The organism is Streptomyces sp. NPDC043878 (assembly GCF_056435735.1).
In genome coordinates, this window is sequence record NZ_JBWKDW010000028.1 from 101,041 (window position 1) to 126,264 (window position 25,224).

Sequence of the window (25,224 nt, forward strand, 5' to 3'; positions counted from 1 at the left end):
ATGGCCCCAGGTGCCATGAACCGCTGGACCACATCGCTCTCCGACGCACGGCCGGTCCCGTACTGGCTGGAGGATCCCGGCAAACCCCACCCCGAGCCCGCCCTCACCGGCACCGCGACCTGCGACCTGCTCGTGGTCGGCGGCGGCTACAGCGGACTGTGGACCGCGCTGAACGCCAAGGAGCGCGACCCCGGGCGGGACGTGGTGCTGATCGAGGGCCGCGAGGCGGGCTGGGCCGCCTCGGGCCGCAACGGCGGCTTCTGCGCCGCCTCCCTCACCCACGGTCTGGCCAACGGCCTCACCCGCTGGCCCGACGAGATCCACAGGCTGGAGGAGCTGGGCGCCCGCAATCTCGACGAGATCGAGCGGGCGGTCGCCCGGCACTCGCTGGACTGCGACTTCGAGCGCACCGGCGAGATCGACGTCGCGACCGCGCCGCACCAGGCGGCCGAACTCCGCGACTGGTACGCCGAGACCGAGCGCCACGGCCTCGCCGACGGCATCGAGTTCCTCGACCGGGAGGCGGTCAGGGAACAGGTCGACTCGCCGACCTTCCTGGCCGGTCTGTACGACCGCCGGGGCGTGGCCATGCTCCACCCGGCCAAGCTCGCCTGGGGCCTCAAGCGCGCCTGTCTGCGCCTCGGCGTCCGCGTCCACGAGCACACCCCCGCGCTGAGCCTGAAGCCGTACGGCGCCGGGATGGCCGTGGACACGCCCTACGGGCGGATCCGGGCCCGTCGGGTCGCGCTCGGCACGAACATCTTCCCGAGCCTGGTCCGGCGCGTGCGGGCCTACACCGTGCCGGTGTACGACTACGCGCTGATGACCGAACCGCTCACCGCCGACCAGCTGGCGTCGGTCGGCTGGAAGAACCGGCAGGGTCTCGGGGACTCGGCGAACCAGTTCCACTACTTCCGGCTGTCCGCCGACAACCGGATCCTGTGGGGCGGCTACGACGCGATCTACCCCTACGGCGGCCGACTGCGGGCCGAGCACGACGACCGCCCGGAGACCTACGCCAAGCTCGCCGGGCACTTCTTCGGCTGCTTCCCGCAGCTGGAGGGCGTGCGCTTCACGCACGCGTGGGGCGGCGCGATCGACACCTGCTCGCGGTTCTCGGCGTTCTACGGCACCGCGCACCGGGGCAGGGTCGCCTACGCGGCGGGCTACACCGGTCTCGGGGTGGGCGCGACCCGGTTCGGCGCGGACGTGATGCTGGACCTGCTGGCGGGGGAGCGCACCGAGCGCACCGAGCTGGAGATGGTCCGCAGGAAACCGCTGCCCTTCCCGCCGGAGCCCTTCGCGTGGACCGGTATCGCCCTCACCAAGTGGTCGCTGGCCCGCGCCGACGCCCGCGGTGGGCGGCGCAACCTGTGGCTGCGGACCATGGACCGGCTGGGGCTCGGCTTCGACAGCTGACCGTGCGGTGTCCCGGTTCACTCCGACGGGGTGCCGGAACCCGCGTAATGCCGGCCGGAGACCGCCCTCTCCCTCGTGACGCGACCGGCGTCCACGAAGGAACGGGAGGTCTCCTCATGACTGGGGCGAAGACGGCGGTCGAGTGGCTGGCATCCGTCGCACCGGATCCCCGGGCCTGCCGGCGGGAATGGGAGCGCAACCCCCACGGCGTCGCGCTGCTGCCCGCCGGCCGGGCCTGGGACGTCCTGATCCTGCCGGGCGCGCTCGGCTGTCCGACGCTCGACGTCCTCACCCGCCTCCTCGACCGGCCGGGACCGGTCCTGGTCGACTTCGGCGACGCCCGGATGGGCTTCCTGGTGCCGCCCGGTACCGCGGCCCGCTGGCTCGGCACGGGCATCCGCGCGGCGGGCACCGGCACCTGGATCGTCGTGCCGTACCCGGGCCGCTCGACCGGCGGGGTGCGCTGGCTGGTCCCGCCGGACGGTTCCGGCACCCTCACCGATCCCGCGCTGCTGGAGCTGGCGATGCACGAAGCGGCGGTGGGACCGCCCGCTGCGGACGGCGGGTAGCGGCCCGAGGGATTGACGACAGGATTGGTCTGGACCAAATGGGCGCGCTCCGCCCTCCAATTCCCCCATGGCCGGAGGTCCTTGTGGATCGCACCAGATCCGCCCTCGCTGCGCTCACGGCCACGTTCCTGGCCGTCCCCGGCATCACCGCGCTCTCGTCGGCCGCCCGCGCGGCCGACGCGGACCTCGCCCGCAACGGCGGCTTCGAGGCGGGCCTCGACGGCTGGGCCCGCACGGCGGGCACCACGGTCGGCTCACCCGTGCGCAGCGGCGGTTCGGCCCTGCGGGCGACCACCCACGGCACCTGGCCCGCCCTGCGCGGCCTGATGACCTGGTCGGTCAACCGGGACCGGTTCCCGGACCGGGAGTTCCGGAAGACCTTCGACGGCTGCTTCGGCCGAGGAAGCGGAACAGCAGGCCGAGCAGCACCGCGCACAGGCACCAGCTGGCCACGACGTCCAGGGGCCAGTGGTAACCGTGCCGGACCAGTCCGAAACCGACGCCCGCGTTGAGCGCCGTACAGCCGGCGAGCAGCGCGCAGCGGCCGGCCCTGGCGCGCGTCAGCGGGAGCAGGAGCAGGGTCGCGCAGCCGTAGGCGACGGCGGCCGTCGCCGTGTGGCCGGAGGGGTAGTAGCCGGTGCCGGGAGGCACGACCGGGGTGCCCGGACGGGCGGTCAGCTCCTTCAGCGGAACGACCAGAGCCGGGACCAGCGCCATCACGACACCGGCCGAGACGGCCGGCACCCACCAGCGGTCCACACCGGTGCGCCGCGCCCGCAGCGCCGCGTACACCATGACCGCCACGAGGACGGGCACCGCGATCTGGACGCTGCCCAGGTCGGCGAGGAGTCGCGAGGCGCCGTCCGGATGGACCAGGACACGGCTGAGGCGCCGGTCCACCCGCAGTAGCGGGCCGTCGGCGACGACCTGCCAGGTGATCAGCGCGAACAGGAGGGCCGGAAGGCCGAGAAGGAGGAGGGGGAGGAAATGGGCCGGCCGCCCCGGAACAGGGGGGGTGGTTCCGGGGCGGCCGATCGGATCGGATGGTCGGCCGCCCCGGGGGGTTTGGGGCGGGCGACTGTCCGATCGGTGAGGAGACCCGGAGCCAGAGACCCCGGTGGTGTGCGCGAAGGCACGACCAGGTCGAAGCTGGGGAGGCCCCGGCCCGGTGTCACCCACAGTCCCCTGTGGGCGGGGTGTATCTCTCATCTGGAAGAAACCTACGACAGGCCGTGGGCGCTGGACAGGCGGAACCCGTTCCCGCCATGCACCTCGCACACGTTCTTCACACCCTCCGACGCCCGGACCCGCCGGCCCGGTGACCGCCGCGGGGCGCGGCGGCGGGGTGGGCGGGCCGCTGAGCTGTGTCTCTGTGGCCCGCCCGGGTCCCCGCTGTGCGCCCGCCGGGCTCAGACGGTCGTGAAGGCCTGCTCGATGATGTCGAGGCCCTCGGTGAGCAGGTTCTCGCCGATGACCAGCGGGGGCAGGAAACGCAGCACGTTGCCGTAGGTGCCACAGGTCAGGACCAGCAGGCCCTCCTGGTGGCACGCCTTGGCGAGCGCCGAGGTGGCCTCCGGGTTCGGCTCCTTGGTGGCGCGGTCCTTGACCAGCTCGATCGCGATCATCGCGCCCCGGCCGCGGACGTCCCCGATGATGTCGAACTTCTCCGCCATCGCCCCGAGGCGGGACTTCATGATCGCCTCGATGTTCTTCGCCCGGGCGTTGAGGTCGAGCTCCTTCATGGTCTCGATCGAGCCGAGCGCACCGGCGCAGGCCACCGGGTTGCCGCCGTAGGTGCCCCCCAGGCCGCCCGCGTGCGCGGCGTCCATGATCTCGGCGCGGCCGGTGACGGCGGCCAGCGGCAGACCGCCCGCGATGCCCTTCGCCGTGGTGATCAGGTCGGGGACGATGCCCTCGTCCTCGCAGGCGAACCACTGGCCGGTGCGGCAGAAGCCGGACTGGATCTCGTCCGCGACGAAGACGATGCCGTTGTCCGCGGCGAACTCGCTGATGGCCGGCAGGAAGCCCTTGGCGGGCTCGATGAAGCCGCCCTCGCCGAGCACCGGCTCGATGATGATCGCGGCCACGTTGTCCGCGCCGACCTGCTTGCTGATCTGGTCGATGGCCTGCGCGGCGGCCTCGGGGCCGGCGTTCTCCGCGCCGGTGGGCCAGCGGTAGCCGTAGGCGACCGGCACCCGGTAGACCTCGGGCGCGAACGGGCCGAAGCCGTGCTTGTAGGGCATGTTCTTCGCGGTGAGCGCCATCGTCAGGTTGGTGCGCCCGTGGTACCCGTGGTCGAACACCACGACCGCCTGCCGCCTGGTGTACGCCCGCGCGATCTTCACGGCGTTCTCGACGGCCTCGGCGCCCGAGTTGAACAGGGCGGACTTCTTGGCGTGGTCGCCCGGGGTCAGCTCGGCGAGCGCCTCGGCGACCTCGACGTACCCCTCGTACGGCGTGACCATGAAACAGGTGTGGGTGAAGTCGGCCAGCTGCGCCGCGGCCCGGCGGACGACCGCCTCGGCGGAGGCGCCCACCGAGGTCACCGCGATGCCGGAGCCGAAGTCGATCAGGCGGTTGCCGTCGACGTCCTCGATGATGCCGCCGCCCGCGCGCGCGGTGAACACGGGCAGCACGGAGCCCACACCGGCCGCGACCGCGGCGGTGCGGCGGGCCTGCAGCTCCCGCGACTTCGGGCCGGGGATGGCGGTGACGACGCGGCGCTCCTGCGGAAGTGCGGTCATGAGGGGCTCCTGGTGATCTTGCTGTGACGTGAACTGCGGTGACGGCCCGGCGGGGGCGCGGACGGCGCGGCCCGCCCGGTCCGCCCGGACGCCCGGCGGGCCGGGGGTTCTCTCTTCCCGCAGGTTAGGACGGGGCCCCGGGGGTGGGCATGCTCCATGTGGGCGCTGTCGGCGCGCCCGGTTGTCCGTGGTGGACATACAGGCACTGTCGCGCATCACGGACCACCCGGCCACGTAAGCGGTGAACTCCCCTTGCGGGGGAGTTAGATTGACTCGCTGATGGCAGACGGAACGGCTGGTCAGGGGGCAACGGCGATGGACAGCGACGGGACGCAGGACGCCCGGGGTACGCATGCGAACCCGGTGCCGCGTCCGGCGGGGCCACCGGAGGTGCCGGCGGCGCCACCGCGGCCGGCGAGCGCCCCGGGCGTGCCGCCCCGGCCGGACGGGTCGGCGTTCCTGACCTGGCTGCGGACACCCCGGCCGGAGGCGGCGCCGGGCGTGTGGCGGTTCGGGTACACGCCCCGCCCCGAGGAGGAACCCGAACGCATCCCGGGACGCCAGCTGCTCAGCGGGGCCGTGATCGCCTTCCTCGTGGGCTGGCTGATCTGGTCGCTGCTGTGGAACGGCTACCTCGGCGGCTGGTGGGTGGTGCCCCTGGAGCTCTTCACCCCCGACTCCTGGCGCAGCAGCGGCGACCGCGTCGGCAACGCCGTCCTCTGGTACGGCTACTACACGCTGATCGCCCTCGCGATCATGCTCGTGGTGGGCCGCCTCGGCCGCTGGGGCGAGGTCTGGCGGCGCTACGGCCCGCCCGCCTGGAGCCCGGCCACCCGCACCCCCGAGCACCGGCCCGCCCCCGAGCAGGACCCCGCCGAGTGGCCCCAGCTGCGCGCGGCGGGCGCGTCCGACGCCGCCGACCGGCTCGCCGCGGAGGCCCGGGCCGGACTGATGCGGGACGTCGACCACGCCCGGATCACCCGGGCCTGGCGGAGCGTGCTCAGCGGCCGGCACAGCCTCGCCGCCTTCACCGGCGCCGTGCTCACCGAGGGCTCCGCCGCCTGTCCGCACCCCTCCGGCGACCGTGACCTGCCTGCCCGGCTCGCCCGGCACGACCTGGTCACCGGGCAGGTCCGGCTCGGCACCACCGCCGACGACGCCCGCAACCCGTACGCCTTCCGCGGCACCGGCCTCGGCCTCGCGCCCGAACTGCTCGGCACCTCCCTGCTCGCCGTGGGACCGGCCGGCTCCGGCAAGACCGGCGCCGTGGTGTGGCCGCTCGCCGAGTCGCTGTGCCTGCACGCGCTGACGGGACGCGCCGCGGTCGTCGTGGTCGGCGCGGCCGGCGCGGGGCTCGGCCCGGCCGACGCCTACGACGTCGTCGTACGGATCGGGAATCCGGAGTCCGTCCACGACCTCGACCTGTACGGCGGCGCCACCGACCCCGACGAGGCCGCGGCCGTGCTGGCCGAGGCGCTCGTCGGAGACCTCGCCGAACCGCACCAGGGCGGCGACACCCGCCGGTCCACGACCGTCCTCGCCCAGCTCCTCGGCCCCTTCCGGGCGGTCCACGCGCGCTTCCCCTCGGTGCCCGAGCTGCGCCAGCTCCTCGACGGCGCCCCCGGCGCGCTCGGCGCCCTCCGGCAGGCACTGGAGGGCTCGGGGCAGGATTCCCTGCTGCGTGAACTGGACGCCCGGGAACGCCAGCTGAGTCACCCCGGAGACGTGGGAAGCGTGCTCGCGGACCGGGTCGCGCTGCTCGACCGGCCGGCCTTCGCCGGCTTCTTCGACACCTCCGGACAGTCCCGGCCCTTCTCGCTGAAGGCGCTCGACCATCCGGTCCGGGTGCGGATCGACCTGCCCCAGCGAGGGCACGCCGACGCCTCCCGGATGCTGGCACGGCTGGTGCTCGCGCAGTTCACGGCGAGCGTCGCGATGCGCGAGGACCGGTCGCTGTTCGCCTGCCTGGTCTTCGACGACGCCACCGGGGTCGTGACACCCGAGGCCGTACGGGGCATCCAGCGGCTGCGGTCCGGCAACGCCGGGGTCGTCCTGACCCTGCGCACCCTGGACGACGTACCGCGTCCGCTGCGCGGCCCGCTGCTCGGCTCCATCGGATGCCGGATGGCACTGGCCGGGCTCACCCCCTGGGACGGCCAGGACTTCGCCGAGGTGTGGGGCAAGGAGTGGACCGAGGCCCGGGACGTCACCGACCGGCAGATCATCGCCGAGACCCCGGCCGGCAAGGCGGTGCACATGCTGCGCCGGGTGATCACCGGGAAGGCGCCCACCGCGCGGGCGGTGACGGTGCGGCAGGTCGAGCGGGAGCGGTGGTCCGCCTCCGAGCTGGCCCACGCCGTGCCGCCCGGCCACGCGGTGCTCTCGCTCACGGACGTGACGGGGGAGCACGCGCCGCCGCTGCTGGTGGACCTGCGCGGCTGAGCCGGCCGTGGGGCGTTCAGCGGACACACGGACCGTACGGTGAGGCAGAATCGACACAGGCCGTTCATACACAGCGGCCAAAAGATCACCGGGATCACACCGACCTGAAGGCCCCATGCCCCCCACGCTCGCCTCGCTCGTCCACCACTCCGCGCTGAAGCTGACCGTGCGGGCCGGCGAGGACCGCCTGGACGTGCCCGTCCGCTGGGCGCACGTCAGCGAGCTGGCCGACCCCGTGCCCTACATGGAGGGCGGGGAACTGCTGCTGATCACCGCGCTGAAACTGGACGCGGAGAACGCGGACACCATGCGGCGCTATGTGAAGCGCCTGGCCGGGGCCGGGGTGGTCGGACTGGGCTTCGCCGTCGGCGTCAACTACGACGAGATCCCGAAGGCGCTCGTCCAGGCGGCCGAGCAGGAGGGGCTGCCGCTGCTGGAGGTGCCGCGCCGCACCCCCTTCCTCGCGATCAGCAAGGCGGTGTCCGCGGCGATCGCGGCCGATCAGTACCGGGCGGTCACCGCCGGATTCGCCGCCCAGCGCGAACTGACCAGGCAGGCGCTCACGGGCGGCCCCGAGGGGCTGCTCACCGCGCTCGCCTCGCAGGTCGACGGCTGGGCCGCGCTCTACGACGCGTCCGGCGCCGTCGTCGCGACGGCACCGGAGTGGGCGGGCCGCCGGGCCGCCCGGCTCACCGCCGACGTGGAGCGGCTGCGGGAGCGGCCCGCGCCCGCCTCCTCGGTGGTGGGCGGGTCCGGGAACGCCACGAACCCCACGAACGCCGACGGCACCGCGAACCCGGAGAACGAGGACCGGGTCGAACTGCACTCCCTCGGGACCGGCCGGCGGCCCCGCGCCGCGCTCGCGGTCGGCACCGCCGCCGCCCTCGGCACCGCCGAGCGCTACGCCGTCCACTCCGCCATCGCGCTGCTCACCCTGACGACCGAACGCTCGCGCTCCCTGCACGCGGCCGAGCAGCGGATCGGCGCCGCGGTCCTGCGCATGCTGCTGGCCGGCGAGCCGGACCACGCACGCGCCGTGGCCGGGGACCTGTACGGCGGCCTGCTGGACGCGCCGTTCCGGATGATCGTCGCCGAGTACGCCTCGGCGTCCGCCGCCCGCGTGCACGCCGACACCCGCGGCCGCGGACCGGCCACCGCGGCGGGAGCCGAGGCCGACCCGCTGGACGCCCTCGCCGAGGTCGTGGAGTCCGCGGCGGCCCGGGCCGGGGAGGCGCTCCTCCTGGTGCCCGAGGCGGACGGCCGCCGACTGGTCGCCCTCGTCGCGGACGGGGGCGCCGCCGTGGCCGCGTGCGGCGAGCACGGCCGGCTGCTGGAGGCCGCCCGGACCGCCGCGGCGGGAGGCGAGCAGGCGTTCGGGGGCGAGGAGGGCGAACTCGTCGTGGGCCTGTCCGCGCCGGCCGGCCCGATCGCGGCGGCCGCCGCCTACAAGCAGGCCGACCAGGCGCTGTCGGTGGCGCGGCGGAGGGGACGGGTGTGCGTCGAGCACGAACAGCTCGCGGCGGGCTCCGTGCTCCCCCTGCTCGCGGACGACGCCGTGAAGGCGTTCGCCGACGGCCTGCTGCGCGCCCTGCACGAGCACGACGCGACAGGACGCGGCGACCTGGTGGCCTCCCTCCGCGCCTGGCTGTCGCGGCACGGCCAGTGGGACGCGGCGGCCGCGGACCTCGGCGTCCACCGCCACACCCTGCGCTACCGGATGCGCCGAGTGGAGGAAATCCTCGGCCGCTCCCTGGACGACCCGGACGTCCGCATGGAGCTGTGGCTGGCCCTGAAGGCGACGACGTCCGAATAGACCAGCCCGTCCGGCGTTCGAGGACGAGGGCCTTCGGGCCGAGGCGGGAGTCTGGGGCGGCAGCCCCAGGGGCGGGAAGGGCGGCGGGGGTGCCCCCCCACTCCACAGCCCCGCACCCACCCGGCCCCCCACCCCACCCCGCCATTCCGGCACACCCCCCACCCCGACTACTACGCCCCGGACATACGCCCCACCCCCACCCCCCACCTACCGTGGATCCGACAGCACACGACCACCCCCATCGCGGAAGGGCCGGAACCCCATGACTTCCACCCACGCCTTCTGGCTCGCCGGCCGCCAGGCCACGGGCGAGGACACCTTCGACGTCACCTCCCCGTGGGACGGCCGTCTCGTCGCGAAGGTCGCCGTGCCGACCGACGCCCAGACCGAGGAGGCCGTGGCCGCCGCGTACGCGGTCCGCGAGGAGTTCGCCGCCACCCCGGCCCACGTCCGTGCCGCCGCCCTCGACCACGTCAGCAGGCGTCTGGCCGAGCGCACCGAGGAGATCGCGCAGCTCATCTCCGCCGAGAACGGCAAGCCGGTCAAGTGGGCCCGCGGCGAGGTCGGCCGGGCGGTCTCGGTGTTCCGGTTCGCCGCCGAGGAGGCCCGCCGGTTCAACGGCGGCGAGGCCCAGCGCCTGGACACCGACCTCGGCGGACAGGGCCGGCTCGCCCTCACCCGCCGCTTCCCCAAGGGCGTCGTCCTCGGTATCGCGCCGTTCAACTTCCCGCTCAACCTGTGCGCCCACAAGATCGCCCCGGCCATCGCGGCCGGCGCGCCGATCATCCTGAAGCCGGCGCCCGCCACCCCGCTGTCGGGGCTGGTCATCGGTGAGCTGCTCGCCGAGACGGACCTCCCGGCCGGTGCGTGGAGCATCCTCCCGGTGCCCAACGACCGGATGCCCGCGCTGGTCCAGGACGAGCGGCTGCCGGTCATCTCGTTCACCGGGTCCGAGAAGGTCGGCTACGCGATCATGGACTCGGTGCCGCGCAAGCACTGCACCCTGGAGCTGGGCGGCAACGGCGCGGCCGTCGTGCTGGCCGACTGGGCGAGCGACGAGGACCTCGACCGGGCCGCGACCCGCATCGCCACCTTCTCCAACTACCAGGGCGGCCAGTCCTGCATCTCCGTGCAGCGGGTGATCGCGGACGCGGCGGTGTACGACCGTCTGCTGCCGCGCGTCGTGGCCGCCGTGGAGGCCCAGGTCACCGGCGACCCGTCCGACGACAAGACGGACGTCGGCCCGCTGGTCAGCGAGGACGCGGCGGTGCGGGTCGAGGCGTGGGTGCGGGAGGCGGTCGACGCGGGCGCCGAACTCCTCACCGGCGGCGTGCGGGACGGCGCCTCCTACGCACCGACCGTCCTCACCGGCGTACCGGCCGAGGTCACGCTCTCCTGCGAGGAGGTCTTCGGGCCGGTCCTCACCGTGCAGAGGGCGGAGGGCGAGACGGCTGCCTTCGCCGCCGTCAACGACTCCAAGTACGGCCTCCAGGCGGGCGTGTTCACGCACGACCTGCAGACCGCCTTCCGTGCCCACCGGGCCCTGGAGGTCGGCGGTGTCGTCATCGGCGACGTGCCCTCCTACCGCGCCGACCAGATGCCGTACGGCGGTGTGAAGCAGTCCGGTGTGGGCCGCGAGGGCGTGCGGTTCGCGATGGAGGACTACACCTACGAGCGGGTGCTCGTGCTCACGGGCCTCGCCCTGTAGCCACGGTTTCCGACCGGGGCCCGGCACCGATGCCGTTCGGTGCCGGGCCCCTTCCGTGCGCCGGACGTCCCCGGACCCTCAGCCGGAGAAGCCGACGTGCGCGGCCCCTCGGCCGGAGAAGCCGACGTCCCCGGTCCCTCGGCCGGAGAAGCCGACGTGCGCGGCCCCTCAGCCGGAGAAGCCGACGTGCGCGAGCCGCAGCGGGCCGCGCAGCCTGATCCGCACGTCGCGCACCCCGCCGGCGGTGAGCGGGGCGGTGAGCGCGCGGTAGTCGTACGGCCCGGAGGCGGGTCCGTCCGGCGTCAGCGCGGCCGGCGCCGGGCCGCCGTCCACCGCGACCTCGACGCTGCCCTCGCCGGCCACGGTGACCGTCACCTCGGTGACACCGTCCCCGAAGTCGCAGGCGCGGTAGAGCAGTTCACCGGCGTTGCCGTCCGCGGTGGTGATCGCGTCCCCGGTCGTCCGCGTCCGGTCGACGATCCGGGTGCCGCTCTGCTCGTCGAAGCCGGCCGCGTCCAGGCCGTTTTCGCGCACGGGCCGCGGCGCGCCGGGCTCACCGTCGAGGCCGACGGTCGCCCGCAGCCGGACGTCCTGGCTCGAGGCGCCGGCCAGCACCTCGTAGCGGCCCGGCTCCAGCCGCCACCGGCCCGCCGCGACGTCCCAGAACTCCAGCGCCGTCAACGGGACGTCGAAGGACAGCTCGGCCCGCTCGCCCGGCCGGAGGGTGACCCGGCGGTGTCCGGCCAGCTCGCGGCGCGGGCGCGGCACCGACGGGTCGACGGCGCGGGTGTAGAGCTGGGCGACCTCGTCGGCGGAGACCTCGCCGGTGTTGGTGACCGTGAAGGAGACCCGCAGCGCGCCTTCCGCGGCCCGGACCGTCAGTCCGTCGTAGGAGAAGGAGGCGTACGACAGCCCGTGCCCGAACGGGAACAGCGGGGTGCCCTCGAAGTACAGGTAGGTCTGCCGGCCGCCGATCACGTCGTAGTCCAGGAGGTCGGGCAGATCGCCGTCGCCGACGTACCAGGTCTGCGGGAGGCGGCCGGCCGGGGAGACGTCGCCGGCCAGGACCCGGGCCAGCGCGGTGCCGGCCGCCTGTCCGCCGTGCGCGGTCCACAGCACCGCCGGCAGGTCGGCGGGGTCGACGGCGTACGGGTAGGCGGAGGTCAGCGCCAGCACCGTGGCCGGGTTCGCGGTCCGGGCGGCGCGCAGCAGGCGTTCCTGCTGGGCGGGCAGGCGCAGGGTCCTGCGGTCCTCGGTCTCGCGGCCGTCGATGTGCGGGTCGTTGCCCGCGACCACCAGCACCGCGTCGGCCTCCGCGGCGACCCGGCGCACCGCGTCCTCGCCGCGTTCGGTGACCACGAGCTCGAAGACCTCCGGACTCCCGCCGTCCTCCCCGGCAACCTTCACGCCGTCCGCGGCGACGCACACGTGACGACCCGTACCGAGGTGCCGCAGGAGGTGACCGTCCCCGTGGGGTTCCAGGCGGAACGTCTCCTGGACGACCCAGCCTCCGGGCTGGTCGGCGGAGGCGCGTACCCGGCCGTCCCCGGCGACCGAGAGATAGCGGCCGTCGGGGGCGCGGAAGGTCAGGACGCCCCCGCCCCAGTCGACGAGCGCCAGCTCGGTGCCCTCGGCGCCGGCGGTGAGCGGCGGCAGGTCGGTGCGGCCCGCCAGCAGCGCCGGGTCCAGGGCGCCCTCCGCGCCGCGCCTCTCGTCCTCCGCGCCGGCGGGCGGCACCCGCAGGAAGGTGCCGGCCGAGGTGCGCAGCAGCACCCGGTCCACGCCCTCCGCGAACTCGACGCGCTGGGCGCCGAACCGCTCGTACACGCCCTCCAGCGGGGTGGAGCGGTGGATGAGCGTGCCGCTGTACCAGTCGAGCTTGCACTCGTCGGCGAGCAGGCCCACCACCGCGAGGCGGGTGTCCGGGGCCAGCGGGAGCAGCCCGTCGTTCTTCAGCAGGACCACCGCCTGTTCCGCGGCCTCCTGGGCGAGGGCGCGGTGCTCCGGGGTGTCGAAGGCGGCGTCCGCGGGGTGCGGGTCGTGCCGCGGGTCGAACTCGCCGAGACGCAACCGCACCGACAGCTGGCGGCGGACCGCCGTGTCGATGTCGGCCTCCGTCAGCAGGCCCCGGTCGAGGGCCCGCCGGACCCGGCCGACGATCCGGGAGCTGTCCGTCCCGTGGTCGGTGAAGCTGTCGACGCCGGCCAGCAGGGCGGCCGCCGTCGCCTCCTCGTGGGTGTCGAAGTAGTGCTCGGAGTCGACCAGGTTGGAGGGCGCCCCGGCGTCCGAGCAGACCAGCAGCTCCTCCTCCGTCCAGGTGCGCAACTGCTCGCGCAGATACGGGGAGACGTGGTTGGGGCGGCCGTTGACCAGGTTGTACGCCGGCATCACACCGGCCACCGCGCCCGCCTCGACGGTCTCCCGGAAGGCCCGCAGGTCGTACTCGTGCAGGACCCGCGCACGCACCGACGACGAGGTGACGTCCCGGCCCGTCTCGTTGTTGTGCGCGAGCCAGTGCTTGAGGACGGGGGCCGTGCGCCAGTACGCCGGATGGTCGCCGCGCAGGCCCCGGGTGTACGCGGTGGCGATGGCCGAGGTCAGCTTCGGGTCCTCCGAGTAGCCCTCCTCGTTGCGCCCCCACAGGGGGTGGCGGAGCAGGTTGACCGTCGGGGCCCAGACGTTGAGCCCCACCCGGTCGTCGTGGGCGCGCATCGCCCGCACCTCCCGGGACACCGCCTCGCCGACCCGCCGGACCAGGCCGGTGTTCCAGGTGGCGCCGAGACCGACCGCCTGCGGGAACACCGTCGCCGGGCCCATCCACGCGACACCGTGCAGCGCCTCCTGGCCGGTGCGGAACGCGGCGATGCCGAGCCGTTCGACGGCGGGCACGAACTGGTGCAGGAAACCGGTCTTCTCGTCGAGGGTGAGGCGCGACAGCAGGTCGTCGACGCGCTTCGCGAACGGCAGGTCCGGGTCGCGGAAGGGCGGGAGGGGCGGCGTGGGTGCGGTCACGTGGGGTTCCCTTTGCTGTGGAGCGACGCGGCGCTTTCGAAGCGCTTCGATGCTCAGTCGAAGCGGGGCCGGGTGTCAAGACGCCCCAGGGCAACACGTCCAACTCTCCGGCGACATTTCAAGCGGCATATGAGCCCGTTGGAATCACCGCACCTCCGTGCGCGGCCGCGAGGAATCTTGGAAGTGACCCTTGTGCACCCCCAGGCGTTCACTTAACCTCGCAGCAACATCGAAGCGCTTCGACGCGAGGGCCGCCACCGGGACGTGCGCATCCATCGACACGGCCCGCCGTTCCTCGGCGTTCCCCGGCCTCCCCGGAACGCGCCGGAGATCCGCTTCGGCTCAGCCAGTTCCACTGAAGACACCGCAGCCGACGGCCCACCGCCGGGTGTCCTGGTGCGCCACGAAGGGTTGACGCAATGACGCCGAACGCCGCTTCCTCCTCCGCTCCCAGCCGGAGAAGCTTCCTCGCCTCGACGGCGGTCGCCGCCGCGGCGGTCGCGGGCGGGATGCCGCTGCTCGCCGCCTGCGGCGGTTCGGAGAGCGGCTCGCGGGAGGGCACCACGTCGGGCAAGGACGCGAAGAAGATCCTCCCGGCCTATGTGGCGAGCAACGTGGTGACGCCGGACATCCCGTCCAAGAACGGTTCGTCGATGGGCTTCACCGCAAAACTCGACATCGCCACGCTCAAGACGTCGGTGTCGAAGAAGCTCGGCAAGGGCGGCAAGGTGACCGTGATGTCGCCGTTCTGGGGCTCACCGCCGAAGGGGAACAACCCCTACTACACGTCGATGAACGACCTGATCGGCGTCGACGTCCAGTGGCGGAACCAGGACGGCAACACCTACGACCAGAAGCTCGGCGCGGTCCTCGCCTCCAGTGACGTCCCGGACGTGGTCGTCGTCCCCGGCTGGAACATGATGGGCAAGATACCCAGCGCCATCGCCGGCAAGATGGCCGACCTCGGCCCGTACCTGTCCGGCGACAAGGTCAAGGACTACCCCAACCTCGCGGCGATCCCCACCGACGCCTGGCAGCGCTCCATCTTCGGCGGCAAGCTGATGGGTCTGCCGATGCCCGCCTCGTCCATCCAGAACATCGTGCCCCTGTACCGCAGGGACATCTTCGACAAGGAGGGCTACGAGGTCCCGCGGTCCGCCGAGGAGTTCATGGCCCTGTGCAAGGACATCACCAACGCCCGGGCCAAGGTGTGGGCCTGCGGTGACATGAAGTGGACCGCGATGAACACCTTCGGCGTCCTCGGGGGCGGGGAGAAGCCGCTCTGGTGGAACCTGGTCGACGGCAAGCTGATCAACCGCATCGAGACCCCGGAGTACCTGGAAGCCCTGGAGTGGACGCGCAAGCTGTTCGCCGCCGGGGTCGTCCACCCCGACTTCAAGCTGGGCAAGAGCCAGTCCGTCGACCCGGCCCCCAAGTTCGCCGCCGGCGAGTTCCTGATCTGGAACAACAACCTCGTCAACTGGTATGGCCAGCAGGCGTCCCAGGCCACCCAGAACCCCGGCTTCAAGGTCTGGGGCATGGACATCTGGAACCACGACGGCGGTGCCCCGACGCTGTACGCACAGAACCCGGCCGGCATCTTCGCCTTCGTCAGCAAGAAGGCCTCCGAGTCCGTCATCCGCGACGTGCTGGCCGTCGCCAACGTCACCGCGGCGCCGTACGGCACCAAGGAGTGGATGATGACCAACTACGGCGTCCAGGGCACGCACTACACGCTCAAGGACGGCGTCCCGGTCAAGAACGACAAGGGCAACAACGAGGTCCTCAACGCCTACGTCATGGTGGCGAGCCCCGCCCCGACCATCGCCCACCCCGACCTCCCTGACGTCACCAGGGAAAGCGTCGAGTGGGAACAGCGGATGGGTGCCTTCACCAGGAAGTCGTCCTTCTGGGGCCTGCAGATCACCGAACCCTCCCGCTACACCAACCTCGCCAACGACTTCGAGCAACTCGAGGACGACATCATCCGCGGCCACAAGAAGATGAGCGACATGCAGCAGGCCGTCTCCGACTGGAAGAGCAAGGGTGGCGACAGGCTGCGCGACTGGTACAAGAAGCTTCTCGACGAGAACGGCACGGCGGCGAGCTGACCGGGCTTCGAGGCGAGGAGAACAGCCGTGTCCCACAGCACGGTGCCTCGGAGCGCTGCCGAGGCCGGCACACCGGTGAAGACCCCGGCGGCGTCCGTCGACGTCGCCGGCGCGCGGAAGGAACAGGGCACGGGCAAGCTGAGCCCGCGGCTCAGGTTCAGACGCGACCGCGTCCTGATCCTCATGACGCTGCCGGCCGTCCTGCTGGTCCTGGTCTTCAACTACCTGCCGATCCTCGGCAACGTCGTCGCCTTCCAGGACTACGACCCCTACGTCAGCGACAACGGCATCGTCTCCATGCTGCACAGCCCCTTCGTGGGCCTGGAGAACTTCCAGCGGATCTTCGAGGACTCGGCCTTCTGGAACGCGGTCCAGAACACACTGGTGCTGTTCGTCATCCAGCTCGTGCTGTTCTTCCCGATCCCGGTCCTGCTCGCGCTGCTCATCAACAGCGTGGTCCGGCCCCGGGTCAGGGCGGTCGCGCAGGCGGTTCTCTACCTGCCGCACTTCTTCTCATGGGTGCTGGTCATCGCCGTCTTCCAGCAGATGTTCGGCGGCGCGGGGATGCTCTCCCAGCTGCTGCGGCAGAACGGGTACGACGGCCTCGACATCATGACCAACCCGGACACCTTCGCCTTCCTGATCACCGCGCAGAGCGTGTGGAAGGACGCCGGGTGGGGGATCATCGTCTTCCTCGCCGCGCTGGCCTCGGTGCCCACGGACATGTACGAGGCCGCCGCCATGGACGGCGCCGGACGCTGGCGGCGCATGTGGCACGTCACGCTTCCCGCCCTGCGCCCGGTGATCGCCCTCCTCCTCGTACTGCGCGTCGGGGACGCACTGACCGTCGGGTTCGAACAGATCCTGCTGCAACGCGACGGTGTCGGAACGGGCGCGGGGGAGGTCCTCGACACCTTCGTGTGGTGGAACGGCGTGCGCAACCAGGACTTCGGCTACGCGGCCGCCGCCGGTCTCATCAAGGGCGTGGTCAGCATCGGACTGGTCCTCGCCGCGAACAAGGTGGCCCATCTCATGGGCGAGCAGGGGGTGTACAAGAAGTGACGTCCGTGATGTGGGAGCCGCGCCAGGACTCCGAGCCGGTACAGCGGAAGGCGCCCCGCTGGTGGGCCGCGCCTCCGCGCCCGGCGTGGGAGGAAGAGCCCTCGAAGGCCGGCCTCGCGGGCAAGGGCATCGCCCTGTCGTTCGCCTGCCTGGCGGTCGTCTTCCCGCTGTGGATCGTCATCGTCACCAGCCTGTCCTCGCGGAAGACCATCGACGAGGCGGGCGGCCTGGTGATGGTGCCCAAGGGCATCACCTTCATCGCCTACAGGGAGCTGCTCAGCGGCGGTCAGGTCACCCGGGCCACGGTCGTCAGCCTCCTCGTCACCCTGTTCGGCACGCTGTTCTCGATGGCGGTGTCCGTCCTGTGCGCCTACGGCCTCTCCCGAAGCGGATCCCTCGCCCACCGCTGGATCCTGATGGTGCTGCTGGCGACCATGTTCTTCAGTGCCGGCCTCATCCCCACCTACCTGCTGGTGCAGTCCCTCGGGCTGACGGACAGCTATCTCGCGCTGATCCTGCCGAGCGCGCTGAGCGTCTTCAACATCCTGGTGCTGCGCGGCTTCTTCATGAGCATCTCGCAGGAACTCATCGACGCCGCGCGCATCGACGGCGCCGGGGACTTCCGGGTTCTCTGGCAGATCGTCATGCCGCTGTCCCGGGCGGTCCTCGCGGTGATCACGTTGTTCTACGCCGTCGGGTACTGGAGCGCCTGGTTCAACGCGTCGCTCTACCTGAACGACCAGGACATGATGCCGTTGCAGAACGTCATGATCCAGCTGGTGCAGCGGCAGGAGGCGCCGGTGGGGCTCAGCCAGGCCATCAGGACCGGGCAGTTGTCGGGGCTGGCGATACAGATGGCGGTCATGGTGATGGCCCTTCTTCCGGTCGCCGTGCTGTCCCCCTTCGTCCAGAAGCACTTCAAGAAGGGCATGCTGACGGGCGCGGTCAAGGGCTGACGCCCTGGCGGCGGACGGCCGGGCCGCCACGGGGCGCCGGCCGCCCGTCCCGTCGTGACCGGTCGCGTGGTCCCCCCGCCCCTGACACGTCCCCTCAACCCCCTCTCGCAGAACGAGGTATGTGGCATGCACGCATCCCGCCTGAGCCGACGCGCCGTTCTCGCCGGGACCGCGGCCACCGCCGCACTCGCCGCGGTGTCCGTGCCGAAGAGCCCGGCCCACGCGGCCGGGAACACCGCCTACCGCTGGCGTACCGCCGTCATCGGCGGCACCGGATTCGTCACCGGCGTCCTGTTCCACCCGGCGGTGCGCGGGCTCGCCTACGCCCGCACCGACATCGGCGGCGCCTACCGCTGGGACGACCGGGCCGCCCGCTGGACCCCGCTGACCGACCACCTCGGCTGGGACGACTGGAACCTGCTCGGCGTCGAGGCGCTCGCCGTCGACCCGGCCCACCCCGACCGCCTGTACCTGGCGCTCGGCACCTACGCCCAGTCCTGGGCCGGCAACGGGGCCGTCCTGCGGTCCGCGGACCGCGGCGCCACCTGGGCCCGCACCGACCTGCCCGTCAGGCTCGGCGCCAACGAGGACGGCCGGGGTACGGGGGAGCGGCTCCTGGTGGACCCGCGGGACAGCGACACCCTGTGGCTGGGCACCCGGCACGACGGGCTCCTCACGTCGGCGGACCGCGGCGCCACCTGGACGGCCGCGACCGGCTTCCCGGCCACACCGTCCGCCACCGGCCAGGGCGTCACCCTCCTGGTCGCCGCCGGCCGCACCCTCTACGCCGGCTGGGGCGACTCCGACGGCACCTCGGCCACCCTGTACCGCACCGCCGACGGCACCACCTGGGAGGCCGTCCCCGGCGGGCCCTCCGGCCCGTCCGCCCGGGTCCCGGTCCGGGCCGCGTACGACCGCCACACCCGCGAGCTCTACCTGACCTACGCGAACGCGCCCGGCCCCAACGGCCAGTCCGACGGCAGCGTGCACAAGCTGCGCACCACGGACGGGACATGGACCGACGTCACCCCGGTGCGGCCGGGCGGGACGAACCCCGGCGACGGGGGCACCGACGGCTTCGGGTACGGCGGCGCCGCCGTCGACGCCCGCCGCCCCGGCACCGTCGTGGTGTCCACCAACAACCGCTGGGCGGCCGGCGACACCCTCTTCCGCACCACCGACGGCGGCCGCACCTGGACCTCCCTCAAGGACACCGCCGTGCTCGACGTGTCCGAGACGCCGTACCTCGCCTGGGGTGCGGACAGGCCGAAGTTCGGCTGGTGGATCCAGACGGTCGCCGTCGACCCGTACGACGCGAAGCACGTCGTGTACGGCACCGGCGCCACCCTCTACGGCACCCGGGACCTCAGGCACTGGGCGCCCGAGATCCGCGGCCTGGAGGAAACGGCCGTACGCCAGTTGATCTCACCGCCCGCCGGGAGGGCGCACCTGATCAGCGGGCTCGGGGACATCGGCGTGATGTACCACGAGCGGCTCACCGCGTCCCCCTCGCGCGGCATGGCCACGAACCCCGTGTCCGGGTCGGCGACGGGACTCGCGCAGGCCGCGCTCCGGCCGGCGTACGTCGTGCGCGCGGGCTGGGGCGACCACGGGAACGGGGCGTTCTCCCTCGACGGCGGGCGGACCTGGGCGCCCTTCGAGGCCCAGCCCGCCATCGCCGCGGACGCGCCGGGCCCGATCGCCGTGAACGCCGACGGCAGCGTGCTGCTGTGGTCGTTCGTGCACTGGGACGGCACCCGGTACGCCGCCCACCGCTCCACGGACAACGGCCGCACCTGGTCCGAGGTCCCCTCCTTCCCGAAGGGCGCGACACCGGTGGCCGACCCCGCCGACCCGGCGCTCTTCCACGTCTACGACACCGACACCGGAACACTGCTCGCCAGCACCGACGGCGGCCTGACCTTCACCGCGCGGGCGACCGGACTGCCGTCCGGAGACAGCCAGTTCAAGCTCGCCGCGGCACCGGGCAGATCCGGCGACCTGTGGCTGAGCGCCAAGGAGAACGGCCTGTACCGCTCCACCGACGCGGGCGCGAGCTTCACGAAGACCGACAGCTGCCGGGCCTCGTACACCCTCGGCTTCGGCCGGGCGGCCCACGGGGCGCGCTACCCGGCGATCTACCAGGTCGGTGCGACGGGCACGAGCCCCGCCGTCCTCCGTTCCGACGACATCGCCAAGAGCTGGGTGCGGATCAACGACGACGCCCACCAGTGGGGCTGGACCGGCGAGGCGATCACCGGTGACCCGCGCCTGTACGGCCGGGTCTACCTCGCCACCAACGGACGCGGCATCCAGTACGGGGAGCCGGTCTGATGCCCCACCTCGGCGACGCCACCCGCGGCCGCGTCCTCTTCGGCGGCGACTACAACCCCGAGCAGTGGCCGGAGGAGACCTGGCACGAGGACGTCCGCCTGATGCGGGACGCCGGCGTCAACTCCGTCACCCTCGGCGTCTTCTCCTGGGCCAGGATCGAACCCCGGCCGGGCGAACGGGACTTCGGCTGGCTGGACCGGCTGATGGACCTGACGCACGCCAACGGCATCGGCGTCGTGCTGGCCACGCCCACCGCCTCGCCCCCGCCCTGGCTGGGCCGGCTGCACCCCGACACGCTGCCCCGCGACGAGGACGGCCGCACCGAGTGGTGGGGCGGCCGCCAGCACTTCTCGCACTCCAGCGCCGTCTACCGCCACCACGCCGCCGCCCTCACCGAGGACCTCGCCGCCCGCTACGCCGGCCACCCCGCGCTCACCATGTGGCACATCAACAACGAGTACTGCACCTACGACTGGGGCGACGAGGCCGCCGCCCGCTTCCGCGACTGGCTGCGGCACAGGTACGGCACCCTGGACGCCCTCAACACCGCCTGGGGCACCGCCTTCTGGAGCCAGGGCTACGGCGACTGGGCGGAGATCCTCCCGCCCCGCCACGCCCACTACATGAAGAACCCCGCCCAGGTGCTGGACTTCAGGCGCTTCACGTCCGACATGCTCCTGGAGTGCTACACCGCCGAACGCGACATCGTCCGCCGGCACACCCCGCACACCCCGGTCACCAGCAACTTCATGCCGCTGTGGATGGGCCAGGACGCGTGGCGCTGGGCGGGGGAGGAGGACGTCGTCTCCGTCGACCTCTACCCCGACCCGCGCGACCCGTTCGGCGCCCAGCACGGCGCGCTGGTCCAGGACATGACCCGCTCGCAGGCCCGCGGCCCCTGGATGCTGATGGAGCAGGCGGCGGGGCCGGTCAACTGGCGGGGCGTCAACCACCCCAAACCGCGGGGCCTCAACCGCCTCTGGTCCCTCCAGGCCGTGGCCCGCGGCGCGGACGCCGTCTGCTACTTCCAGTGGCGCCAGTCCCGGCAGGGCGCGGAGAAGTTCCACTCCGGGATGCTCAGCCACGCCGGTGAGCGGGGCCGCACCTTCCAGGAGGTCAAGCGGCTCGGCGCCGAACTCGCCCTGATCGGCGGCGCGGTGGCCGGTACGCACACGCCGGCCGAGATCGCCGTCCTGCACGACTGGCACTCCTGGTGGGCCGGAGCGCAGGAGGGCCGCCCCTCCACCGGGGTCGACTACCCCGACGTCCTGCGCTCCTGGCACCGCGCGCTCTGGGAGGCCCACCTCGCCACCGACTTCGCCCACCCCGAGCACGACCTGTCCGCCTACCGGCTCGTGGTGGTCCCTCAGCTCTACGCCCTCACCGACGCGGCCGTCGACAACCTCCTCGGACACGTGCGCGGTGGCGGCACCCTCGTCGCAGGCTTCCTGACCGGGATCGCCGACGAGGACGACCGGATCCGCCCCGGCGGCATGGACGCCCGGCTGCGCGAGCTGTTCGGCATCCGCACCCTGCACGAGTGGTGGCCGCTGGAGTCGGGCGAGAGCGTCGAGTGCGGCGGCTTCCGCGGGACCCTGTGGTCGGAGGAGCTGGAGCCGGCCGGGGACGCCACGGCGGAGGCCGTCTACAAGGGCGGGGAGCTGGACGGACTGCCCGCCGTCCTGCGCACCGGCCGCGCCTGGTACCTCTCGACCCTCCCCGAACCCGCCGCCCTGCGTGACCTGCTGGCCCGCGTCGCCGCCGGCACGGGGGTCCGGCCGGTGCTCGACGGACTGCCGGACCGGGTCGAGGCGGTGCGCCGCGGCGACCTGCTCTTCGTCCTCAACCACGGCCGGGAACCGGTGACCGTGGAGGTCCCCGGCGCCCACCGCGACCTGCTGACCGGGTCGGCCGTCGAGGACACGCTCACCCTGGGCCGCTACGGGGTGGCGGTGCTCGCACCATGACCGCGGCACCCGTGCACGGAACCTGGGAGCCGGCGCCGGCCGCCCGCTGGGAGGACGGCTTCCTCAGCGGCAACGGCCGGCACGGCGCCCTCGTCTTCGGCGCCGCGGACGACGAGCGGACCGTCGTCACCCACCACACCCTGGTCCGTCCCAACGGCGGCGAACACGCCCGGCCGCCCGAACTGGCCGCCCGGCTCACCACACTTCAGGACCGGTTGCTCGCCGGGGACCCGCACGCCGCCGAGGACTTCACCGACGGCCGGGACCTCCAGTGGGTCCAGCCCTTCCACCCGGCCTTCCACGTCCGGCTGCGCGGCCCCCGGACGGAGCAGGCGCCCGGCTACCGCCGCTGGGTCGACTTCGCCACCGGCGTCGCCGGCGCGGAGTGCGAGGGGTGGAGCAGCCGGGTGTTCGTCTCCCGCGCCGACGACGTGATCGTCCAGCGCGTCACGGCCCCCGACCTGCGCATCGCCCTGGACCACCGTCTCCCCGGCGCGCCCGCGGGCCTGGCCGTCGCCGACGGGGCGGTCCGCACCGCCGACGGCGCCGTGCTCACCCTGCGGGCCCGCTACCCCGGCAGTGACACCGCCTACACCGGGGTGACGGTGGTCGTCGCCTCGGGCGGCCGTACGCACCTCAATCCCCCCGGCGGGGTGCGGGTCGCCGGTGCCGCGTCGGTGCTGCTGCTGACCCGGGTGCTGCGGCACACCGGCGAACCGGACACCACCCCCCACGCCCGCGCCCTGCGCGCACTGATCCCGGACGACGAGGACCCGTACAGCCACCTCCTGGACCGCCACACCGCCCTGCACCGGACCGCCTACGAGCGCGTGAGACTCGACCTGGGCGGGGACCCGGCCGACCGCGCCCTCCCGGGTTCCGCACTGCTCCGGCACACCGCGAGCCCCGCCCTCCTCGAACGACTGTTCGCCGCCGGCCGCTACCACCTGCTCTCCGCGTCCGGCCTCCTCCCGCCCCGCCTCACCGGCCTGTGGACCGGCGACTGGAACACCGCCTGGTCCGGCGCCTTCACCACCAACGCCAACCTCAACCTCCAGACCGCCTCCGCCGCTGCCGCCGCCCTGCCCGAGGTCAGCGCGGCCCACGCCGCCCTGGTCCGGCGCCAGCTGCCCGACTGGCGGGAGAACGCCCGTGCCGTCTTCGGTACCCGGGGCGTCGTCGCCCCCACCCACACCGACGGCGAGTGCGGGTACACCTACCACTTCGCCCGCGAATACCCCCACCAGCTGTGGACCGCCGGCGCCGACTGGCTGCTCAAACCGCTCGCCGACCACGACGAGACACGCGGCGTCCGCGACCCGCACACCGCCGCCGCGCTCGCCGAGGCCGCCCTGTTCTACGAGGACTTCCTCACCCGGACCGACGAGCACGGGCAGCTCGTCGTGGTGCCCTCCTACTCGCCCGAGAACCGGCCCGCGAACGCGAGCTGGGGCACCCTCAACGCCGCCATGGACCTGTCCGCGGCCCGGCACGCCCTGCGCACCGCCGCCGCCTACCACCCCGGCACCCCCGACGCCGACCGCTGGCAGACCCTCGCCGACCGCCTTCCGCCCCACCGGACCAACGCCGACGGAGCCCTCGCCGAATGGGCGTGGCCCGGCCTCGACGACACCTACGACCACCGGCACCTCAGCCACCTCTACGGCGTCTGGCCGCTCGACGAGATCAACCCGTACGACACCCCGGACCTGGCCGCCGCCGCCCACCGGGCCCTGGAGCTGCGCGGTGCCGAGAACGACTCGGCCCACGGCCACCTGCACCACGCCCTGGTCGCGGCCCGGCTGCGGGACGCGGAACGGGTCGCCCGCGCACTCGGCCAGGTCCTCGGGGGCGACTTCTTCCACGCCTCGCTGATGAGCGCGCACTACCCGAAACGGGACGTCTACAACGCGGACGCCGCCCACGCCCTGCCCGCCGTGCTCGTCGAGATGCTCGTGCAGTCGACGCCGGACCGGCTGGTCCTGCTGCCCGCGCTCCCGGCCTCCTTCCCCACCGGCGAACTCCGGGGCGTCCGGACCCGGTTCGCGGCCGAGCTCGACCTGACCTGGAACCCGCACCACCTCACCGCGGTGATCCGCCCCACGCGCACCCACCGCGTCGAACTCCGGACCTCCGCCGGCGGACAGCCGCTCGACCTCGTCGCCGGACAGGACCACGTCCTCACCGCGGGGACGTGGTAGCAGCCGCATCTCCCCCCACCCATGGAAGGGACACCATGGCAACACGCACCCTCGGCAGGATCACCAGGGTCCTGCTCGCCCCCGCCCTCGCGCTCGGCGCCACCGTCGGCATGGCCTCCGCCCCCGCCCAGGCCGCCGTCTGGAGCTCCTGCGACCAGTGGGGCAGTACCAGCCTGAACGGCTACACGCTCTACAACGACATCTGGGGCTCCGGCGCGGGCAGCCAGTGCGTCTGGGCGAACTCCGGCACCAACTGGGGCGTCTGGGCGAACCACCCCAACACCGGCGGCATCAAGTCCTACCCGAACGCCAAGAAGGTGGTCAACAAGTCGATCACCTCGCTCGGTTCGCTCTCCAGCAGCTACAACGTCACCGTCCCGTCCGCCGGCGCGTACAACACGTCCTACGACATCTGGGACACCGACCACGACTACGAGATCATGCTCTGGGTCAACAAGACCGGGGCGGTGGGCCCCCTCGGCACCTCGCAGGGCAACGTGACGCTCGGCGGCCACACCTGGACCGTGTACAAGGGCGACAACGGCGCCAACGCGGTCTTCTCGTTCGTCCGCACCTCCAACTCCAGCTCCGGCACGGTCGCCATCCTCCCCATCCTCAAGTGGATCAAGGACACCAAGGGCTGGTTCGGCAACGAGACCATCGGGGACGTGCAGTTCGGCTACGAGATCACCTCGTCCTCGGGCGGCCTGGACTTCACCACCAACAGCCTGACGGTCAGCAGCAGCTGAGCGGGCCCACCGGGCGGGGGGGGGGGGGGGGCCCCCCCCCCCCCCCCCCCCCCCCCCCCCTCTCCTCCCCCCCCCCCCCCCCCCCCCCCCCCCCCCCCAACGAAAAAAGAAAGGAGGCACCAAGAATAGTTCACCCC

15 protein-coding genes and 1 pseudogene are annotated in these 25,224 nt (G+C 73.1%); 13 read left to right on the top strand and 3 right to left on the bottom strand.

The features are described from left to right. From AC07AZ_RS31505 to AC07AZ_RS31515, 3 genes are all read left to right on the top strand, one after another. Complete coding sequence (locus AC07AZ_RS31505; RefSeq protein WP_478853765.1) at positions 1–1,419, top strand: NAD(P)/FAD-dependent oxidoreductase; 1,419 nt, start codon at positions 1–3, stop codon at positions 1,417–1,419. Positions 1,420–1,535: 116 nt separating this feature from the next. After that, positions 1,536–1,988, top strand: coding sequence for a hypothetical protein (locus AC07AZ_RS31510; protein WP_478853767.1), 453 nt, complete (start codon positions 1,536–1,538; stop codon positions 1,986–1,988). Positions 1,989–2,026: 38 nt separating this feature from the next. Then, complete coding sequence (locus AC07AZ_RS31515; protein ID WP_478853769.1) at positions 2,027–2,500, top strand: hypothetical protein; 474 nt, start codon at positions 2,027–2,029, stop codon at positions 2,498–2,500. On the opposite strand, the pseudogene AC07AZ_RS31520 reads toward AC07AZ_RS31515, so the two are convergent. Further along, positions 2,442–3,197: pseudogene (locus AC07AZ_RS31520) on the bottom strand (phosphatase PAP2 family protein); the annotation flags it as partial. The gene AC07AZ_RS31515 and the pseudogene AC07AZ_RS31520 overlap by 59 nt on opposite strands. A 200-nt stretch (positions 3,198–3,397) precedes the next feature. Further along, positions 3,398–4,732 (bottom strand): 4-aminobutyrate--2-oxoglutarate transaminase, encoded by a 1,335-nt coding sequence (gene gabT, locus AC07AZ_RS31525; protein ID WP_478853771.1) that lies wholly within the window; start codon positions 4,730–4,732, stop codon positions 3,398–3,400. Positions 4,733–5,047: 315 nt separating this feature from the next. On the opposite strand from gabT, the gene AC07AZ_RS31530 reads away from it, so the two are divergent. The 3 genes from AC07AZ_RS31530 to AC07AZ_RS31540 all read left to right on the top strand — a co-directional run bounded on the left by AC07AZ_RS31530 (position 5,048) and on the right by AC07AZ_RS31540 (position 10,695). Beyond that, positions 5,048–7,174, top strand: coding sequence for an ATP-binding protein (locus tag AC07AZ_RS31530; RefSeq protein ID WP_478853773.1), 2,127 nt, complete (start codon positions 5,048–5,050; stop codon positions 7,172–7,174). Between the two features lie 115 nt (positions 7,175–7,289). Then, positions 7,290–8,987, top strand: a complete 1,698-nt coding sequence (locus tag AC07AZ_RS31535) for a PucR family transcriptional regulator (RefSeq protein WP_478853775.1) — start codon at positions 7,290–7,292, stop codon at positions 8,985–8,987. Between the two features lie 262 nt (positions 8,988–9,249). Beyond that, on the top strand, positions 9,250–10,695 hold the full coding sequence (locus AC07AZ_RS31540; protein WP_478853777.1) for an aldehyde dehydrogenase family protein: 1,446 nt from the start codon (positions 9,250–9,252) through the stop codon (positions 10,693–10,695). A 168-nt stretch (positions 10,696–10,863) separates the two neighbouring features. Here AC07AZ_RS31540 and AC07AZ_RS31545 read toward each other — a convergent pair whose 3' ends face one another. Then, positions 10,864–13,707 (bottom strand): glycoside hydrolase family 3 C-terminal domain-containing protein, encoded by a 2,844-nt coding sequence (locus AC07AZ_RS31545; RefSeq protein WP_478853779.1) that lies wholly within the window; start codon positions 13,705–13,707, stop codon positions 10,864–10,866. 419 nt (positions 13,708–14,126) lie between these two features. Between AC07AZ_RS31545 and AC07AZ_RS31550 the strand changes: the two genes are divergently transcribed. The 7 genes from AC07AZ_RS31550 to AC07AZ_RS31580 all read left to right on the top strand — a co-directional run bounded on the left by AC07AZ_RS31550 (position 14,127) and on the right by AC07AZ_RS31580 (position 25,087). Further along, positions 14,127–15,818: an extracellular solute-binding protein gene (locus AC07AZ_RS31550; RefSeq protein ID WP_478853781.1), complete on the top strand. Its 1,692-nt coding sequence runs from the start codon at positions 14,127–14,129 to the stop codon at positions 15,816–15,818. 27 nt (positions 15,819–15,845) lie between these two features. Continuing rightward, entirely contained in the window at positions 15,846–16,880 is a 1,035-nt protein-coding gene (locus AC07AZ_RS31555) for an ABC transporter permease (protein ID WP_478853783.1), read from the top strand. A gap of 8 nt (positions 16,881–16,888) precedes the next feature. Further along, positions 16,889–17,836, top strand: coding sequence for a carbohydrate ABC transporter permease (locus AC07AZ_RS31560; RefSeq protein ID WP_478853803.1), 948 nt, complete (start codon positions 16,889–16,891; stop codon positions 17,834–17,836). Positions 17,837–17,962: 126 nt separating this feature from the next. Further along, entirely contained in the window at positions 17,963–20,170 is a 2,208-nt protein-coding gene (locus AC07AZ_RS31565; protein ID WP_478853785.1) for a 1,4-beta-glucanase, read from the top strand. Continuing rightward, a complete protein-coding gene (locus AC07AZ_RS31570) occupies positions 20,170–22,137 on the top strand; it encodes a beta-galactosidase (RefSeq protein WP_478853787.1) in 1,968 nt (655 codons plus the stop codon). The genes AC07AZ_RS31565 and AC07AZ_RS31570 overlap by 1 nt, the downstream gene beginning before the upstream one ends. Further along, positions 22,134–24,338: a glycosyl hydrolase family 95 catalytic domain-containing protein gene (locus tag AC07AZ_RS31575; RefSeq protein WP_478853789.1), complete on the top strand. Its 2,205-nt coding sequence runs from the start codon at positions 22,134–22,136 to the stop codon at positions 24,336–24,338. Before AC07AZ_RS31570 ends, AC07AZ_RS31575 begins: the two co-directional genes overlap by 4 nt. Positions 24,339–24,373: 35 nt before the next feature. After that, positions 24,374–25,087, top strand: coding sequence for a glycoside hydrolase family 12 protein (locus AC07AZ_RS31580; protein WP_478853791.1), 714 nt, complete (start codon positions 24,374–24,376; stop codon positions 25,085–25,087). Positions 25,088–25,224: the final 137 nt, after the last annotated feature.

Bases quoted from the DNA above. Each gene is read 5' to 3' on its own strand.
- AC07AZ_RS31515 (WP_478853769.1), top strand. From the start codon at position 2,027: ATGGGCGCGCTCCGCCCTCCAATTCCCCCATGGCCGGAGGTCCTTGTG.
- gabT (WP_478853771.1), bottom strand. From the start codon at position 4,732: ATGACCGCACTTCCGCAGGAGCGCCGCGTCGTCACCGCCATCCCCGGC.
- AC07AZ_RS31530 (WP_478853773.1), top strand. From the start codon at position 5,048: ATGGACAGCGACGGGACGCAGGACGCCCGGGGTACGCATGCGAACCCG.
- AC07AZ_RS31540 (WP_478853777.1), top strand. From the start codon at position 9,250: ATGACTTCCACCCACGCCTTCTGGCTCGCCGGCCGCCAGGCCACGGGC.
- AC07AZ_RS31550 (WP_478853781.1), top strand. From the start codon at position 14,127: ATGACGCCGAACGCCGCTTCCTCCTCCGCTCCCAGCCGGAGAAGCTTC.
- AC07AZ_RS31565 (WP_478853785.1), top strand. From the start codon at position 17,963: ATGCACGCATCCCGCCTGAGCCGACGCGCCGTTCTCGCCGGGACCGCG.
- AC07AZ_RS31560 (WP_478853803.1), top strand. From the start codon at position 16,889: ATGTGGGAGCCGCGCCAGGACTCCGAGCCGGTACAGCGGAAGGCGCCC.
- AC07AZ_RS31575 (WP_478853789.1), top strand. From the start codon at position 22,134: ATGACCGCGGCACCCGTGCACGGAACCTGGGAGCCGGCGCCGGCCGCC.
- AC07AZ_RS31510 (WP_478853767.1), top strand. From the start codon at position 1,536: ATGACTGGGGCGAAGACGGCGGTCGAGTGGCTGGCATCCGTCGCACCG.
- AC07AZ_RS31580 (WP_478853791.1), top strand. From the start codon at position 24,374: ATGGCAACACGCACCCTCGGCAGGATCACCAGGGTCCTGCTCGCCCCC.
- AC07AZ_RS31570 (WP_478853787.1), top strand. From the start codon at position 20,170: ATGCCCCACCTCGGCGACGCCACCCGCGGCCGCGTCCTCTTCGGCGGC.
- AC07AZ_RS31505 (WP_478853765.1), top strand. From the start codon at position 1: ATGGCCCCAGGTGCCATGAACCGCTGGACCACATCGCTCTCCGACGCA.
- AC07AZ_RS31535 (WP_478853775.1), top strand. From the start codon at position 7,290: ATGCCCCCCACGCTCGCCTCGCTCGTCCACCACTCCGCGCTGAAGCTG.